Source organism: Streptomyces hebeiensis (assembly GCF_052983195.1).
Genome location: NZ_JBRKBE010000003.1, coordinates 49416 through 66130, shown reverse-complemented (window position 1 = coordinate 66130; position 16715 = coordinate 49416). Strand labels below are relative to the sequence as shown.

The 16715-nt window shown below is 39.5% G+C and carries 20 protein-coding genes; 11 read left to right on the top strand and 9 right to left on the bottom strand.

Going from position 1 to position 16715, the window contains the following annotated elements:
• Window positions 1-101: 101 nt before the first annotated feature.
• The 9 genes from ACU6P3_RS33585 to ACU6P3_RS33545 all read right to left on the bottom strand — a co-directional run bounded on the left by ACU6P3_RS33585 (window position 102) and on the right by ACU6P3_RS33545 (window position 6217).
• The gene (locus ACU6P3_RS33585; protein ID WP_447198389.1) at window positions 102-365 is read right to left on the bottom strand and encodes a hypothetical protein; all 264 of its coding nucleotides are present in this window, start codon (window positions 363-365) and stop codon (window positions 102-104) included.
• Complete coding sequence (locus tag ACU6P3_RS33580; protein ID WP_447198388.1) at window positions 365-1726, bottom strand: terminase large subunit domain-containing protein; 1362 nt, start codon at window positions 1724-1726, stop codon at window positions 365-367. Before ACU6P3_RS33580 ends, ACU6P3_RS33585 begins: the two co-directional genes overlap by 1 nt.
• A complete protein-coding gene (locus ACU6P3_RS33575; RefSeq protein ID WP_447198353.1) occupies window positions 1716-2345 on the bottom strand; it encodes a hypothetical protein in 630 nt (209 codons plus the stop codon). The genes ACU6P3_RS33580 and ACU6P3_RS33575 overlap by 11 nt, the downstream gene beginning before the upstream one ends.
• A gap of 56 nt (window positions 2346-2401) precedes the next feature.
• A complete protein-coding gene (locus tag ACU6P3_RS33570) occupies window positions 2402-3046 on the bottom strand; it encodes a hypothetical protein (protein ID WP_447198352.1) in 645 nt (214 codons plus the stop codon).
• 120 nt (window positions 3047-3166) lie between these two features.
• Window positions 3167-3823, bottom strand: a complete 657-nt coding sequence (locus ACU6P3_RS33565) for a hypothetical protein (protein ID WP_447198351.1) — start codon at window positions 3821-3823, stop codon at window positions 3167-3169.
• Window positions 3823-4398 carry a peptidoglycan recognition protein family protein gene (locus tag ACU6P3_RS33560; protein WP_447198387.1) on the bottom strand — a complete coding sequence of 192 codons (576 nt, stop codon included), beginning with the start codon at window positions 4396-4398 and terminating at the stop codon, window positions 3823-3825. The genes ACU6P3_RS33565 and ACU6P3_RS33560 overlap by 1 nt, the downstream gene beginning before the upstream one ends.
• Window positions 4399-4639: 241 nt before the next feature.
• Window positions 4640-5038 (bottom strand): hypothetical protein, encoded by a 399-nt coding sequence (locus tag ACU6P3_RS33555; protein ID WP_447198349.1) that lies wholly within the window; start codon window positions 5036-5038, stop codon window positions 4640-4642.
• The gene (locus ACU6P3_RS33550; RefSeq protein WP_447198348.1) at window positions 5035-5721 is read right to left on the bottom strand and encodes a phBC6A51 family helix-turn-helix protein; all 687 of its coding nucleotides are present in this window, start codon (window positions 5719-5721) and stop codon (window positions 5035-5037) included. Before ACU6P3_RS33550 ends, ACU6P3_RS33555 begins: the two co-directional genes overlap by 4 nt.
• Window positions 5711-6217 carry a helix-turn-helix transcriptional regulator gene (locus tag ACU6P3_RS33545; protein ID WP_447198347.1) on the bottom strand — a complete coding sequence of 169 codons (507 nt, stop codon included), beginning with the start codon at window positions 6215-6217 and terminating at the stop codon, window positions 5711-5713. The genes ACU6P3_RS33550 and ACU6P3_RS33545 overlap by 11 nt, the downstream gene beginning before the upstream one ends.
• Window positions 6218-6361: 144 nt before the next feature.
• On the opposite strand from ACU6P3_RS33545, the gene ACU6P3_RS33540 reads away from it, so the two are divergent.
• The 11 genes from ACU6P3_RS33540 (at window position 6362) to ACU6P3_RS33490 (ending at window position 16339) form a co-directional block, all read left to right on the top strand.
• Window positions 6362-6673, top strand: coding sequence for a hypothetical protein (locus ACU6P3_RS33540; RefSeq protein ID WP_447198346.1), 312 nt, complete (start codon window positions 6362-6364; stop codon window positions 6671-6673).
• Window positions 6674-7422: 749 nt separating this feature from the next.
• On the top strand, window positions 7423-8265 hold the full coding sequence (locus tag ACU6P3_RS33535; protein ID WP_447198386.1) for a hypothetical protein: 843 nt from the start codon (window positions 7423-7425) through the stop codon (window positions 8263-8265).
• Between the two features lie 1092 nt (window positions 8266-9357).
• Window positions 9358-10026 (top strand): hypothetical protein, encoded by a 669-nt coding sequence (locus ACU6P3_RS33530; protein WP_447198344.1) that lies wholly within the window; start codon window positions 9358-9360, stop codon window positions 10024-10026.
• Between the two features lie 690 nt (window positions 10027-10716).
• Window positions 10717-10911: a hypothetical protein gene (locus ACU6P3_RS33525; RefSeq protein WP_447198343.1), complete on the top strand. Its 195-nt coding sequence runs from the start codon at window positions 10717-10719 to the stop codon at window positions 10909-10911.
• Between the two features lie 49 nt (window positions 10912-10960).
• Window positions 10961-11350, top strand: coding sequence for a hypothetical protein (locus ACU6P3_RS33520; RefSeq protein WP_447198342.1), 390 nt, complete (start codon window positions 10961-10963; stop codon window positions 11348-11350).
• 82 nt (window positions 11351-11432) lie between these two features.
• Window positions 11433-11612 carry a hypothetical protein gene (locus ACU6P3_RS33515; protein ID WP_447198341.1) on the top strand — a complete coding sequence of 60 codons (180 nt, stop codon included), beginning with the start codon at window positions 11433-11435 and terminating at the stop codon, window positions 11610-11612.
• A 341-nt stretch (window positions 11613-11953) separates the two neighbouring features.
• On the top strand, window positions 11954-12229 hold the full coding sequence (locus ACU6P3_RS33510; RefSeq protein ID WP_447198340.1) for a hypothetical protein: 276 nt from the start codon (window positions 11954-11956) through the stop codon (window positions 12227-12229).
• A gap of 212 nt (window positions 12230-12441) precedes the next feature.
• Complete coding sequence (locus ACU6P3_RS33505; protein WP_447198339.1) at window positions 12442-12735, top strand: hypothetical protein; 294 nt, start codon at window positions 12442-12444, stop codon at window positions 12733-12735.
• A gap of 140 nt (window positions 12736-12875) precedes the next feature.
• Complete coding sequence (locus ACU6P3_RS33500; RefSeq protein ID WP_447198338.1) at window positions 12876-13592, top strand: hypothetical protein; 717 nt, start codon at window positions 12876-12878, stop codon at window positions 13590-13592.
• A 105-nt stretch (window positions 13593-13697) separates the two neighbouring features.
• Window positions 13698-15695, top strand: coding sequence for a DEAD/DEAH box helicase (locus ACU6P3_RS33495; RefSeq protein WP_447198337.1), 1998 nt, complete (start codon window positions 13698-13700; stop codon window positions 15693-15695).
• Window positions 15696-16141: 446 nt separating this feature from the next.
• Complete coding sequence (locus ACU6P3_RS33490; protein WP_447198336.1) at window positions 16142-16339, top strand: hypothetical protein; 198 nt, start codon at window positions 16142-16144, stop codon at window positions 16337-16339.
• The last annotated feature ends 376 nt before the right edge of the window (window positions 16340-16715 follow it).

Sequence of the window (16715 nt, the reverse complement as noted above, 5' to 3'; positions counted from 1 at the left end):
GCTATAATTTTGTTATGAAAGTCTTTTTGTTTAGACGCATTAGTAAGTTGATCAATATCTACATCATTAAAGCTACGCTCTTTCTCCACCTGCCTCCTTTCTTATTTGAATTCCTCAAGTCCACCAAAATCCATAATAGCATCATCTGGATTATCACAAGCAGCTCTAGGATCCATTCCTCGCTGCTTATATTCTTCAGCAATATATTGCGCTATGGACCGATCATCCCCAGCAACAAATTCTTTGGCTACAGGGGGATGTTCATTCGTCAGAGTTTGGATTGTTGAAAATGTCGTCAAGTCCTTCGAGACTAGCGAATTCGAATGATTCTGAATCATCTTCATCTGATTGTTTACTAGTTTCATCAGATGATTTTGACTTCTCCAGAACAGATGCAAATCTGAGTTACTTTAGAAGGTACCGAACCAGAAGGCGGCATCTGAGGAAATCGAGGATGATGAACAGCAATCATAGGTTCGCGCTGTTCGATACGAGCAACCCTATCTTCACAGTTTGCGGTAATAAGCCAGTTAGGTTTACCGTCAGAAGCAAAATCCAAATATTGATTAACTTTAGCCACGCCAGTCAACATATCATTATTGCCAAGAACCAAACCTATTCCACGCATAGCATATTCAGTCTGGATAGAAGTTCCTGTTACAGCCTGTCTCTGTCCTAGAGCAGGGTCACATATTTTAAGATATGGAATTCGTCCATGCATCTTATCTCTAGTTTTAATAACTTCAGCATGATAATCAATAGTTTGTTCAGATTCATAGTGTTCATCAAATGTAATCACACGATTATCTTGATCTACTATATGCCAAAGCACCGCAGTTGGATTATTAAAACCATGGTCTAGGGACATATACCATGCGTAATTATTTCCAATAAATTCTTTAGGATCTATAACATCTATAACATGAGTCTCAAACTTAAATTTCTTATAGACTAGACCACCCATTTGGACAAATTTACCTTGCCCTCTGGCTTTTCTACTATCTTCATCCAAAGATCCGAGATATTCTTTAATCTGTTCTTTATCTAGATATGGGTTTTCGGCCATATCCACTTCTACTACATCAATCTGTTTACTTCCTGTAATACCCGGCATATAAAGAGTATCGTAAATCCATGTCATACCTTCTACAGGTGTCATAGTAATCCAAGAACGACCTTTACGGTCGATCAATCGAGCTTGACATTCATCATAAATAGCTTTTGGTGGTTCTTCATCATAATGAATAAAATCTCGACTAGTCCCTGCAAATTTTTCAACATCCTGTTCATAACTCATAAGTTCAACGGTAGAACCATTTTCAAAATTAAGAATTTTCAGACCAGCATCATAAGCAGAAAACCAACTGCCACCCCTAAGCTGGCTAGGAGGTATCCACTGTTTAAGTTGGGGAATAATAATTTGAGCAATACCGTAAGAAAAGTCGACACAAACAATACGACCAGCAATAGGTCTGTCAGGAAGTTTATAATCCGGATGTTTGCGAGTAAGCCATCTAATATCCTCTACAATACCACCAGTAGTTTTACCAGAACGGTTTCCTCCAATATAAAGTCTTACTTTCTTCTGAGATTTATGGAATTTCTTCTGTTTCTCATGAGGTCTATACGAATTGATATCAGGAGCATAGGCTAGCTTAGAAAGATTATCAGACATCTCTTTCATAACATCCTGAAGAGATGTAATTTTCCTTTCTTTACGCGCCATAATAAAAACCTTCAGAATTTGGATACGTTAGCCCATCAAGCCAAATATTTTGAGATAGTCCATTGCCTGTATTAAAAAATCTAAATGAAGTATACCCATCACTACGCATAAATATTCTTCCACCAACATACCCTGTTTTACCTGCACCACCTGTAACAGGACTAATAGCTAGGGTATGCATAAAATTCATATTAGGTTTAAGACCATCTGGAAGAAATTTAAGTATAGCAATAGAACTGGCTGGAGTAATACCAGGATTATTAGACATAATAACCCCTCTCCAATGGCACTGACCTTTACTATCCAAAGCTATTTGAAATTTAAAGGTAGGATGTAGAGAGAATCCTGAGTCTTCCATACAACTAGATGGAACTGTAACCCATGGACTCAACATAGTTTGAATAGGACGCCAATGCCAACCCCAAGTAGAGCTTTTCGCTACAAGAAGGTAATTACTTGGATATGTCAAACTAGCAACAGGGTCATCTCTAAATACTCTATCTCCAATTTCATAATTTCCAGACTGTGGTAGTGAATTACCAGCGGGGATTACTGTAATATTGTTACGATTCTCTATCTTCTTAAAATTATCTGTAATATTCTTTTTAATAGCTGACATGGAGTCTTTACCTTGAGGTAGGAAGAATCCATAATTAGATGTAGGTGGTGTTGTCATTAATACCACCAACGCATTCCATCAAGAGACACAAAATTACCGCCTCCTGAATCCCCTTGGTACCTTACTCGAATAGCAACTCTATTAGTTGGAGTAGTTTCAGCTTGTAGCCAGACTACTGCTGAGGCAAAGCCATTAGCAGCAGTAACCTGACCAGTAGCACATTGACTCATAGAAAAACCGCCATTAACAGGTGTAAGACTAGAATTAATGGCGGTATCAGTAGTAATTTCTACAGAAGTATTAGTAGGCCATGGGGTTGCTGATGCACTAATTTGTACAGACCCAGACAATATAACATAACGCATAAAAGGAAAAATTTTGGCTACAGGGGGAAATCCCGTCCTAGCAACATAAGGAGATCTAAGTTCCAAAGCTTGCCAGACAGCTTGTGAGCCTGAATGATTAAGAGATCTACACCAACTAGTACCATTATATACAGCTATACGATAACTATCCGAGCTGGGAGATTCAGGATAGAAAGCTTCAGTGCCTTTGGGTGGATTAATTAGTGTAGTTGGCCTATCTTGAAACGGTCTGATCTTATCATTAACATCTTCCCAATTTTCATTAAGTTGCGTTATAGGGTCAACTTGCTCATCATTAGGAGGATCAGTTACGTAATTAAAATTAAAGTAGGCCAATCATACCATCATCTTCAATAGGAAGTTCAGGCTCCGGTTCAATAATAATTGGAGGTAGATCCCCAATTTCTACAGGAACGGGTGGGAGGTCTTCTTCATCAGGCGCACCAATAGGCATAATTATTGTCCTGCCGTGTCATTAATTGGATAGTATATATCGTTGAGAGATAGATATCTCTCCCCCGAACTACTTGCATTAGCCCCGTATTTAATAAACTCCATTCTAGGATCTCCAGAATTTTTTGGAGGTACAAAAATTCTGAAAGTTTGAAAGTCGGCTCCTGTCGCTACTCCCCCATGCACAAAGAAGTATCTCTGACGTACCGGGAGAATAGATTCTGGCATGGTTAGAAAATTAACTACAGTATTTAGAGGAAAATCATTATCCTTGTTATTAAGGACTACATTTCCTCTAAATCTTATGAATCCGTTGTGTTCCATATATGAGACACGATCAGTAGAATTATCATTACTGCTGTACCCAGATTCAAAAACCAGTCCATCAGTTTTATACGCCTCTACTCTTGCGTTGGGATCCTGATATACTTGCCCATCGTAACTATAAAAAATAGAATTGCTATATTTCTTATACCATTTAAAACCTTGTTCAATTACCAGACTAGTGGTGATATTAGAAACTGAAGTAGCCTGATATTCTACTAGAGATCGAACTCTAGTATCAGCCCTAATCCAATTATAATTTAGATCGTTATCTACACTTACCAGTTCATCCGGATCAATAATATAGAATTTCTGGTTATCAGTATAATCCCCCATTACTTAGCCTTGAGGATCCTGAGAATTTCTTCTGTATTAGCGAGAGCCTTACGAGCATCTTCAGCAGTAGCCCTAATTACATTAATAGGTGTCCAAGTAGGATTATCTTTAGTTTCCCTACCTGTAGGAGGCTGGGCAAAGTCTGATTCCCAAACATCTTTATAAGTCTGGGACTTCTTAGGTACAGTCACAGGATTAGGTCCCCTCTTAATAGCTTCTGAAATATCAGAACGAACAAGAGACATATTAGCCATCTTGTTCTTAGAAATACCTGGATCCCACTTATCGTTAGACCATTCTCCATGCCCAATAACACTAAGAGAAGACCAACTATGATAATTACATACAGCGGCACCCAAACGTGTAAGAGTATAGTATTGTTCATCAGTCATAGAATGACTTCCTGAATACCATATCTCTACACCATAAAATCTAGCATTGCCATCTACACCATCAGAATTACCATACTTAGGCTTAAGAAGACCAGAATAATTTTCAGAAATTACATGCTGCAATACATTTGGATCTCCCCCACCTGCATGATTAGTTCTACCCCAACCAATAGTGTGGAGCACCCCCTCTGGTCCAAACCCCAATGGCAGAGAGGCCCGGGAAGGCTACTGAGTCCTCCATACAGGAGTTCCCGTTGATCAGAGGCATCCGACCCCGTGTGATGGACCATTAGTCCATGAATAGGACCCCAATTTCCTTTTTGATTACGATTGTGAGTAGACCAGTTTTTATACTCCTTTACAGGTATTTTCCAGGTCTGCATAAGATTAAGCATAGTTGAAGCACTCATAGGACTAGCCATAATTAAACCTGCCTAAATTCTATAAAATTCTTCAATAGATTAGCTAGATCTGCTACAGAGGGGTTATTAGGGATAGTCCATACCGGGCGAGTTTTACCTACGTTAGTAGGATCCATTTCAAGAGGACCAATCTTCTTAGAAGTAATCCCATCATGAATATGGTTACCAGGACTTGCCTGATTATTACCCATACCCAAAGTATGGTGAAGACTTCTAGAACTTACATCCGCGTCAGAACGGTTATGGTAACGCCTAGAATCTGCTGGAGACTCATCAGAGAATTTAGAACTATCTTCGTCTGAATTATATCTCTGTCCAAATCGATCCAGAGGGGTTTTATTAAGAGAATCCTTCAAGCCAAAATTAACAGGCTTAAGAATCCTATCCGCATCATCACTCATGAAATCTCTTTCCTCCTAGATTCACCCGCAATAAAATTATTCGCTACAGGGGAGGTATTCTCTATAGCAATCCTAGAGAGTTCTACTGCCAAATCATTAAGAGTTTTAGGATCAGAAACATGTTTTTGAATAGCTTCAATTACTCTACCAATAATAAGGTTGACGTTTACGTTACTTTCTTCATTAGCATTATAACGCCCAGTAAGTTCATAGAAGAGTTTAATACTTGCTGTATTACCTTGCTTAACTCCACGCAGAAGTCCCATATGAGCCTCATGTACAGAATTACTGATAAGAACTTCAGACCTTTGCTGCATGTAATTAGAGAACTCAGAATTTTGCATCCAAGTTGCAAACTCTTCTGTAGTAACTCCAATATCGCGCAAACGTTTCTCTTCACTACGCCTATCAGCAAGATTTAGCATTATTGACGCAGCAGCCATCTGTCTTTGAGTAAGACCAGTAGAATTAATTACTATTCCACGAACCAACATGGATTTTTGAAAGAGCGGATTCTCTTTCATAGTAATTATAGATTCTGAATTAATTTCTTTGAACTTCTTAGTAATCCTTAGATATTCAATTATATCATCATCGCTAGGAGGAACGCCAGTCACACTATGATGCCGTTCTATAAAAAGAACAGCCTCTAGTTCCCAATCTTTTAGATATTCATCGCTCACTAGTTTTAAACCCCTCTCCAAGTAGATTGAGTTCTGACATAACTTGTTTCAAAGCACTAGGCATCTTATATGTAATACCTTCCTCGTAATCTACTACAGGAGAGGGATGCAAACACATGTCTACACAAAAAGCATGTGAAGTATTCCAATAATCATTACGCCACTGTACAAATACTTTATGATAATAAACAACATCTGGTTGACGTACACGATCAAACTTAGTTACGCTACAGGGAAGAAGAGATTTATCTAGTTTAACTGATTCGCGCTTCTGCCACTGCCACTCTTTATAAAGCTGGTTTACAACCTCCTTAGTTACTGGTTTCTCAATATTTCGATTAAGAATTTCTACAGTCCACTTTAGAAGTTCATCACTAGGTTTGTCATAAAGACCTTGTTCGAGTCGGGAAATATATTGCCTACTAACTCCCAGTTTCTTAGACAAAGCTGTAGTAGAAATATTAGTAAGATAACGGGCATGTGAAATTGGGTTCATGACACTATAATACGTGGTTTACACTGTAAATGTCAAATTCTTGAGGTTTGATTACCACAAGGGAAAAACGGGTGGAAAATTTTGACAACATCAAAGGCGCACCTATAGTTAGACATAGATCGAGCGAACAAACAGGAGGCAATAATGAGCGCGGTAGTCATCGCATTGATTGCAGTAATCGTCATTACCTCTGTAATGCTTGTTCGTCAGATCAACGTAATGCGAGACAATCGCGTCAGTGTTGAGGCATTCGTTTATCCTCCGATGCCTAACTACTCACCCACTAATCACCTCATTAATGAGGAGTGGGAAGAGTACAAGCGCGATGCTTACAACGAGTACGAAGACATGTTCACTGAACTGTTCAACTCTTACGAAACCAAGTGGTCTAAGAACAATCGTCTTATGATTCGTCAGGGTTCTAATGGTTCATACAAGTTCGTGAAGAAAGGCTAAATCATGTCCTACGTCGTGATCGTAACCTTTACACCGCAAGATGAGAATCTTGACAAGTCTCCTTCCGAAATCAATATGGAGTTCGAGGACAGTCAAGTATTCGACGCGGTTGATTACTATAATACGTGCGTCGAATATTTCGGAGCTGCAAAGAAGTGGGATCCGGAATACCACGGTCTTACAGTTAACATGTCGTTCTGGTGGGATCTCACACAAGTACGATATCTCAGCATTAATTGACTCTTGGCTACAGGGAGAAGACCCGGATCTAATTGATTCGGGTTTTTTCTTAGCCTGCGACTGGAATTACGGGTGGAATTCTGGCCAGTCGCTCTGAAAGGCCATAGTCTGTAGACACAACTTCAGAGAAACGCGGTAGCAATCAGATCGCGGATTCTTGATTTCCTTCTTAACTCAATAGTGCGCGCCGTAGCAGTAATTAGGCTCGACCGCGATAGGCAATTTCTAGCCATTTAGTTGCGGTCAAAATAACGCGTGAATTAAGTATCTCTCGGATTAATAATTAACGGCGTCTTTAGGGAAACCTGAGAACATTTTCTGTAGCGCGTTATGTACTATGAGTTATGGCCATAAGCCATAGTGGTGGAAGTCGTCAAAAACTTTCATCACACGAGGGTAGTGGGACCCCTTCAAAATCCACGCAAGGATCGGCCATAGGTGTAGTGTGTCAACCGCTCATAGGTGGTACACTAGCCGTAGGCCAAACACTAGTTACTGGGGAGATACACGTGAGTGAGAACACGGCTCAGCAGTCGACGGATGTCAAGTCTGAGGAACTTACTCCTGAAAAGAAGCAGGAAATGTTTAATGCAATTCCTGATGTCTTTAAGGACTCGATCAAGAAGATTAACACTGAGATCCACGCTCACAATACGAAGGTTGAGCGTATCAAGGCTGCTGAGTCTAAGGACACGGTTCAGCTTAAGGACGAGGTGTTTTCTCAGAATACCTCAAGTCAGAAGCTTAAGCGTCTGAGGGACCACTACCAGAAGCTTAATGCTCAGATTGAAAAGATTGTAGCGGAAGCATATAAGGTCATCGATGACGAAGGTCTTATGCCCGCTGAACTTTCTGAGGAAGAGCTGAATAAGCTCAAGTCCGAAGTTACCGAATCCACTAAGGAACTGCGTGAACACACAAAGGTTCTTTCTGGATTCGAAGAGATGATGCCCAATCTTAAGGGCAATCTTATCATTCACCTCGAACCTATTAAGGACCGTAGGGGAACTGGTAAGGCTTCTGGTTCAGCTAGTAAGGGTGAGGGATCTAAGCGTATTCGCTTTAAGCGAATTGAGATCAATAACGCTGTCGAGGACAGCAAGGGTAATACCGTTTGGCAGAAGGATGCCGATGGTAATCAGAAGTACACGTTTACCTTTGCCGCTAAGTTCCTCGGTAAGCAGCACAAGGGTATTAACTGGTCACCTAATGACCTGACTAAGGCATACTTGGAAAGTGTCCCGGATGAGAACAATCTTCCGGAAGTTCACACGTTCACTATGCCTTTCACGTACAAGGACTCTAACGGTAATGACCAGACCATCAATTTCGAAATCAAGGCTTACCGTTAATCCCTAAAGGAACGTTGATTAAAGCCAGGCTAGATTATTTAGTCTGGCTTTTTTCATCCACCTTTAGTGATTGGAGTATAAGATGAAAGAATACAAAACAATTCGTATCGGAAGTAAGATCCAAGAAGTTAAGAAATTTAATTACAAAGATCTCAGGAAGTGAATTAATGCAAGTTGTTCGCTGTCCAATCGACCATTAATGAATCAACCCCCGACTTTAATTAGTCGGGGGTTTTTTCATGCCCTAAATTAGTGAGGCTCATACACCTATAAGTGAGAGCTTCGCATGGAAATTCAGGTCAGCTTTAAGGATGGTTAAATGAAGAAGGTTTCGCTTATCAAGAAGTGCAACACTTGTGGTCACAACGAATCTACTCATCACACCTTGGACGGTAAGGTAATCTGTAATTGGTGTGCTGTAATGTGGATTCACGACTGTTGTAACTAAGAAACTAACCCCTTCTTTAATTAGAAGGGGTTTTCTTTTATATAGTGTGAAGAGTAATAAGCGACTAGAAATTCAGGTCCCGAAATTTACACCTTCCCAGTCTAATAAAATCACCAACGTAATTAATACTTTTGCTACAGGGAGTAGAGAGATGTTTTGGGTTGAGAGGCACTACAGCTATGTAGCTCAGAACAAGGGACGTAAGATTACACCTAAGCAGCGTAAGCGTCTTGAGAAGAAGAATAATCAGATGCTTAGGCGGCTTTTCGATTCCAAGAGGATTCGATAAATTAATACCCATCTAATAGTTATTGACCCAGTTTAGCAGTAACTCAGTGCTAAACTGACATATTCGGGCATATGGCTACAGGGGGTACTAAACACCTGATATCAGGTCAAGGTACCCCCAACTAGCCTAATCGTAACTATTCACCCATTGTTTACTTTAACAGACATCGGGCAGTGAACGACACTTCGTTTACGATACACTGCCCATGCCACCTTGAGTTTTGCATCTCACTGACCTGCTAGTTTGACTTTAGCAAATGAGTTTTGCAGTTTTGCACCCCTAGTTTGACAGGGTTAGTGCAAAACTCAAAAAATGTCCGAATTGCCCGGATGCGGAGAACCGAAATCAGGTGTAATTGAACTTGTCAAGACCACTAAATACAGAGCTGCGATCTGCTATCCTGGGAGCATTCGATCAAACACCGGTTGGAACGGTTCAAAATGTAATTAGTCATCTAAAAGAGCTGAATCTTAAACAAGAGGAAGATAATACTTTCTTCAAACTTGAGAAAAAGACAAAACTAAATACTAATTATCATACTATTCGTAGAGTTATGGTATCCATGGTTAAGGAAGGACTTCTGTCTGAACTTCCTAAACGTGGTGACAGAAACCAGGTCTACTATACTAAGGCAATCTTCAAGAACACTAATCGTCTTACTGATTATTCAGGCAATAACGTATCTCTTCGAGAATTCATCCATACTCTTATTGATGAAGTTAATCCAGAACTAATTAACCCCAGCGCGATGGATGTACTCAAGATTTGGATGCTCGATTCATTGGGTGCATCCATTCCGGGAGCTTACAAAAGTAAGAATAGGGAAGTTCCTAAACCTGAAGAACTACGTAAGAAGCTCGAAGCAACACTCAGCATGACACGAACGTTCCATGCTTTTATAAAGGCTTTCTTGGATAGCGATATTTGGTCTCCTGTAGCCCAAGAAAGACTTGAGCGTGAATTTAAAGCTTCTTGCGTAGAGGAACATACTGCTATCGTAGATAAGGCTTGGCTAGAAAAGTGAACAATTTATGAATATCTCAAAAGCTGAATGGTTTTGGTACTACACTGTCATCTTACTCATAACTCTTTGTCTTAAGTCTCTTGTTGAGGGCGAATATCTGCTCTCTGTAGCCAATATATTCATTTTGTCGTTAGTAACTATTATTATTCGACTAATGAGGTTCATTAATGACTTCCGTAAAGAATATTCCAAATGGGACATGGAATGAAGTATTACGTGGTGAATTAGTACGTCTTAAGCCTCACTATAGACATAGTAGTCCTGATTCTGTTTGTATTAAGATTCGTGATTTTTGTTGCCCTGGTGAAGACCTCGTATATCAAGGTATAATGTCATTGTGTATTAACTGCGGCTCAATAACTCTTAAAGTGGTGAGTTCTAATGGCAGTAAGTCTAAAGAAACACCGGATAATAACAGTCGGATTTAAAGAATACAGTATATGGGAAGACCACGATGGTACCGAGATTTATGTGTATCATCGCGACTCTTCAGGTAGTTATAGATTTCTGAAGAGCAGATTCATTCCCAAGCCCAAGGGTTCTAGATGATTTTCGAGTTTAAACTTTTACGAGTCTATAATAGAATCTTCTGGATCATTACCGATAAACGAGGGAAGCACATTGTCGTTTATCGCGATGGTAAATATGTAGGTACTAGGCATATGCCTCCTGTAGCAAAGGAATTTTAAAATGCTTGCTGATTGTCAATTTCTGGTAGAGCCATACCATGCTGAATTTATTGAAGAAAACGACCCTGATAAGATGCGTAAACTTATCGAATCTCGCTGGCTTGATAACTATATGTCTGATAAATCCTGGGATCTTCTTATGGAAGGAGAAAGGCTTTCTTTTTATGGAGATTGTAATATTCAAATCAAAAAGTAGCTAATTACCAGCTCAAATTAAACTCTGGGGAACAAGAATGCTGTATCGTGTGAAGTTTATCAATCTCCGTGAGCAGACGATTGATATTCAGGATGACTATGAAAATCTCTTCGATGCTATTCGAGTAGCTAAGGAAACTAATATTGGTCCAGATCGCACGTATCGTGTCGCTATCTCTAACGAGCGCTTCAACGAGGTGTTCTTCACACTTCTTACATCAGGTTATATTTACGCAGGTACTAAGAGTACTCCATACCCGTACGGAGACGTTATGGTTATGCTTCTTAGTGTTAATGCTGATGGTTCTGAACAGCCGGTTTACAGCTCTGTAGCCATGGTAGTTAATAACCCTAAGATTCCTAGTGTTCCTGAACAAAAGATTTCAGAACTTTCTGAACGTTCTTACGTGGTGAAGAGTCAGTTTCACAAGGAAATTTAATTGGGTATAGTTTAGACGCGCTCATTCGACTGGAAAATTGTCCTATGAGCGCGGTAATCGGTATCCAATTAGGAGGGTTTTAATGGATTTTATTACAGGTGGTATGTTTATGGTCAGTGTGTCTACAGCTACTGGTAAAGCTATTAAGGAATGGATGTTAAGCCTTAAAAAAGAGGACTTTGATACCTTTGATATCATTGAAGAAGAGAACTCCCTTAAGGTAGTCCTTGACGGACGTTCCTTTGAGATTAATGATTCATAAAATGATAAAAGATCTTTCGTGTCCTTATGAACTTGGTAGTCACAGCTCACATTCCTGGCAATTTAGAGATACTAGTAAAACCACTATTTACCGTTGCCCTGGTAGGGAGCCTTACTCGGTAAGTTATATTTTTAAGGGTGAAGAATCTACAATCTCGTTTTCCTCCAAGGATTTGGCCGAACAATTCAGGATGGATAATCCAACCTGGTGGTTTAATTGTAACTACGAAATCTAACTTCTAGCCTCTAGTTTCTATCGTGCTCATGGTCTGAAAGACATGAGCGCGTTAGTGGTTAGAGGTGACTTACTTCTAATCCCCCTGTAGCGAAAGGTTTAATCTAATGGCTGTTGACTCTCGTATCCACCAGGCTGTAGTAGTTATTGACTCGAAGGTGTATTACGGATTTTCTGATATTGCTAGCGCTATTGGATTCATTGAGAACCAAGTTGTTCGACCTGTGGTTGATTCCGACAAGGTCTTTGGGCTTCTTTCAGAGGTTCTCTCGGATGGAATTAATGTCCTCGGTGTGAATTATGAAATTCTTGACACCGATTCTTTCCTGGATGTTTACGGTGCTGATGACGAAGGTGTGGATGAAGACGAAGACGATGAGTAATTAAATAAAAGGGTCGGCATCACGGTAACGACTAATGTTATTACGTCAAGTGGTGATTGGACGTACAGCAGGCAGGATGGCATTAGTGACCCTTATTTAAATGAAGGTCAGCACTACGGTAACGACTAATACTACCGCGCTAAGTAGTGATTGGGCGCGAATTTAAACCCGCGAGTGGTATTAGTGACCTTCTTATCTTAAGGAGTTTTATTATGGATCTAGTAGTTATTAAATGCACGATGGATGGTACTACTCAGATTGTAATGGAAGATGATTGGGATCTTCTTAAGGTAGCACTTGTTAGTAATCCATCCACTAATCATCTAGATGTTAATGAAGAGGAGTGGAATCACAAAAGGGTGTGGGGTCTTCTTAAGGACGGTAGTACAGTTTTTACCGGTAATTTTATGTATTCCTATTTTAGTCAGGATCACCATAGGGTTATTCATAGAGATTATTTCCTGGCTTTCTCAGGAGAGGTATGTGATATTCGAGATATCAAATGATTCGAGATTATAAGGTATCAGTTTGTGGATGTGGAAAGATTTGTCTAACAAAGAGTGAAGCTTACGACGTTCTACAGCGGATGCCTGAACAAAGAAGGTTTTACTTTTGTAAACGTAGTGGATCTTATCATACTACTAGAATGGATATTGTACCTAGTCATGTTAAACAACGTATGTCTAAAGAAGATCAGCTTTCTGTCCTACAAGAGGAATTGAATTCCGCTATGGCAATTTCAAATAAAGTTAAAACTACAATTATTGATGAACTTAAAAAACTATATAAAGACAAGGGTATCTATAAAGTAACAAGCGAGATTCTGTTGTCTCATTTTAAGAAATATCCAGGACTCGCATCTGAACAATATTTGAGACAACAAATCTCCGTACTAAAGACGGAGGGGATTCTTCAAGATCTTGGTGAAGTTATTACTGGTTCTAATGGGAGGAAACTTAAGTACTTTGCACTGACTGAAATTTTGGAAGAAGTTACGTCACCTAAGAAGGAAATTGAAGTGTCAAAAACTGTGCCTAATCAGGCATCTCCTATTACTGTAGCTAGCAATCCTTTTGATAAGGTTAATTCTCAGCTTGGTGAGCTACTGTCAAAGGTTAATGGACTTAGTAATGGCTATGCAGAACTAGTTCAAAATAAGCAGAATCTCGACGATGTTGAGCATATGGTAAGTGCTTTGAGGAGTGATTTGTTTACAGCTACTACAGCTATTCAGGAACATATTTCTAGTATGATTAAAAACGTTAACGGTTCTGAGGACTATAAGCGAGGTATCCAAGACGGACTTAAGATGGCAATTGAGATGAATATCACAAGTCGGCACGATGGTTCATCTACTACGTGAGATAGTACAAATCGGTCATCCCTAATGTGATAGACTGAACCTGCTACAGGGCGGCTGAATACTCCCTGTAGCAGATTGAATCTATCCTAATTCGAGGTGTTATTTATGGCTGAATATGAAATTCCTGATAACTATGAGGAACTTAAGCAGTGGCTGGAAAATAAGGAGGAAGAAAATAAGAAGCTTAAGAATAATATTCCGACTATTAATACTTCAATTGAAGCTGATCTAAAAGCTGAACGAGAACTTATGGCTAAAGTTCATGAAATTACTCGCAAGCGTAGGGAGGCTGAAAGAGTACGCGATGCTATGAAAGAGCAGTCGCGTAAAGATGCTCAGGCTATTGCTGCTGCACAAAGGCGTCTTGAAACTTTTGCTTCTGATCGTGCTATTCGTGAGCGACTTAAGAATCAAGCTGAAGAGTTTGATAGGATTACTCAGCAACATACATGGCGTGAATTTGCATTTAATCACCAGATTGATGGTGCTCGACGTCTAGCGTCTGCAAAACGTGGCATTCTAGGCGATAAACGAGGTCTTGGTAAATCTCTGACTTCGCTTATTTGGGCAGATATGTTGGATGCAAAGAAGGTTCTAGTCTTTGCTCCAAAGGATGTTCTAGAAAACTTTAAGCGTGAAATTAATCACTGGACTCCACATCGTAGTGTTCTAATTCTTGGTGGTCTAAATAAATTTCAGCGTGAGCTATATCTAAATCATCTTGCCGCGCTAGATCAATTTTTGCTACTTATTAATTACGAGGCATGGCGTAAGGATCCCATGCTTCTAGAACTTATTAAAAATGTTCGAGCTGATACTGTAATTATTGATGAAGCTCATAATATTAAAGAGCGGCGTACTAGCGCTTATAATGGTATTCGTGATATTGTCTATGCTGATAACGAGTGTAGTCAGTGTGGAGGATATCCTGAGCAGTTTACTAAGTCTCATGGAAGTAGGTCTCTTCGTTGTAGTGTGTGTTTGCATGAACAGGAAACTACTGGTGAATTTTGTAGTGTAAAGAATGTTCTACCTATGACAGGTACAGCTATTCTTAATAAACCACAGGATCTTTGGACTCTTCTTAATCTTGTTGATAGGGTCGCATTTCCGAGTGAAAAAGCATTTTTGCAGGATTACTGTACAACAAATATTTATACTGGTCGTTGGATCTTTAAGCATGGCGGTGAAAATGCTCTCATTAAGCGACTAGGTCCACGATTTGTTAAGCGTGATAAGAATACTGCTGGAGTTAAATTTAAGGAACAGGTGCACGTTCCTCATTATATTGAATTTGATAAAACTCTTTATCCGTCTCAATGGCGTGTTATGCAGGAGATCGCTAAATATGGCGCTATTAAGATGGATGAGAATGTAAAGCTTGATATTATCGGTATTCTTCCGGAACTTATGCGTCGCAGGCAGGCTATCACTTGGCCGAAAGGTATTAAGATTTGGGAAAAGGATGAAGAAGGGAGAAAAACTGGTCGGGTTCTTTATGAAGCTCCGGCAACTGAGTCCATTAAAATGGATAAGGCTATGGAGATTGCTAAGGAAATTATTGAAGAAGATGAAGATCGTCTAGTAATCTTTTCTCAATTTAAAGAAGCTCTTAAGGAATTTGAGCATCGATTTAATTATCTAGGAGTTCCGGTTGTTCGGTATGATGGAGATATTTCAGATAGCAAGGCTGTCGAAGCTCAACTAGATTTTGATGGAAAGACTTCTGCTAATCACCCTCCTTATACTTCGTGTAATCCTGAATGTAAGAAGTGGGGTAAGTCTTGTAATGGCTGGAAATGGACTGTAATCCTTTGTCATTATAAGAAGGGCGGTGTTGGGCTTAATCTGAATTCTGCTCGACAGATGATTAAGCTTGATAGGGAATGGAATCCTGGTAAGGAGGATCAAGCGGATGGACGCATTGACCGTCTTGATAATACAAAGGATTCCGTAGTTCATACTATCCATGTTAGTGGAACTATTGATTCCTTTATGGATAGTCTGATTGAAGAAAAGGCTAAAATTATTGACGGGTTTGAACAGCAACACGATATTGCTGAGAAACTTCTAGCTGCACTTAGGGATAAGGATTTGATGTAGGCAATAATTTATCCGGGTGGTAACGGACGTCACACGGTCCCCACCATTCGAGTGACGAGTTTAGGACACAGTGTGAATGTCCGGTTTAACACCCCGGAGTAGTGGTACACTAGGGATGAAGGGAAAGAGGAGCCGATCAAATCGGACACCTTGGACTCTTCCCACAAAGCAGGTGTAGTAAATAATTAATCTCCCCAGAGTTGTTATTTACTACACCCTTAAAGGTCTGAGTAGGGTAACTTGCGCGGAGAAGTTATTTTTCGAGGCGTCCGAAAGTAACCTACTTTGCTAGGAACCGTGTAATTCCTAGTTAGAGATAACCGAATGCCGTTATCTTACTCAGCCAAGCCTAATCCCCTGGTGTATCGCCTCCACCAGGGGATTTTTATTTATATAGGATTAATATGAAAACAGACGATGAATGGTTCTTAGATAGAATTCTAGAGATGTCTAATCTTAAGGAAGCATTGAAGAATAATCCAAAACCCTCTGTAGCCGATTGTAAACATTTAGAAGCCTTAGTATCGTTTATTGAAGATGCTATTCCAGATAATGAAGAGGATAAATTGACATTCTGGTTTTGGCTGATTGATAAACACCCGGATCATCCTGCTGTGCTAAATATTCACTTTAGATCTTCATGAAAATTGATCTTATTAAAAAGAGTAAGATTTCTAGGGTCTATGATATAGTAATTGATTTTACTTCGTACGCTAATAATGAAAAATATTATCCTATATCTCCGTATGGGGTTAAGTCTAATGAAGTAACTATTAATACTCTTGATTCCTTACTAGCTAGTCTTTCGCTTAGACGTATTACTCGTTGGAAAACTATTAACCCTGTTGGTCGTAGTTATAAAATTCTAGTTTATACAACTACCGTTATTTCTGATAGAAAGTAGCAGACTTAAATGTTTACGTGGTTTGATTTTCGTATCGAATTTACTGACACTCTTCATGAATCTATTGTAGAAGGTACACAAGTAATTTGTAATTATATTCACTGTAGTTATGTAGA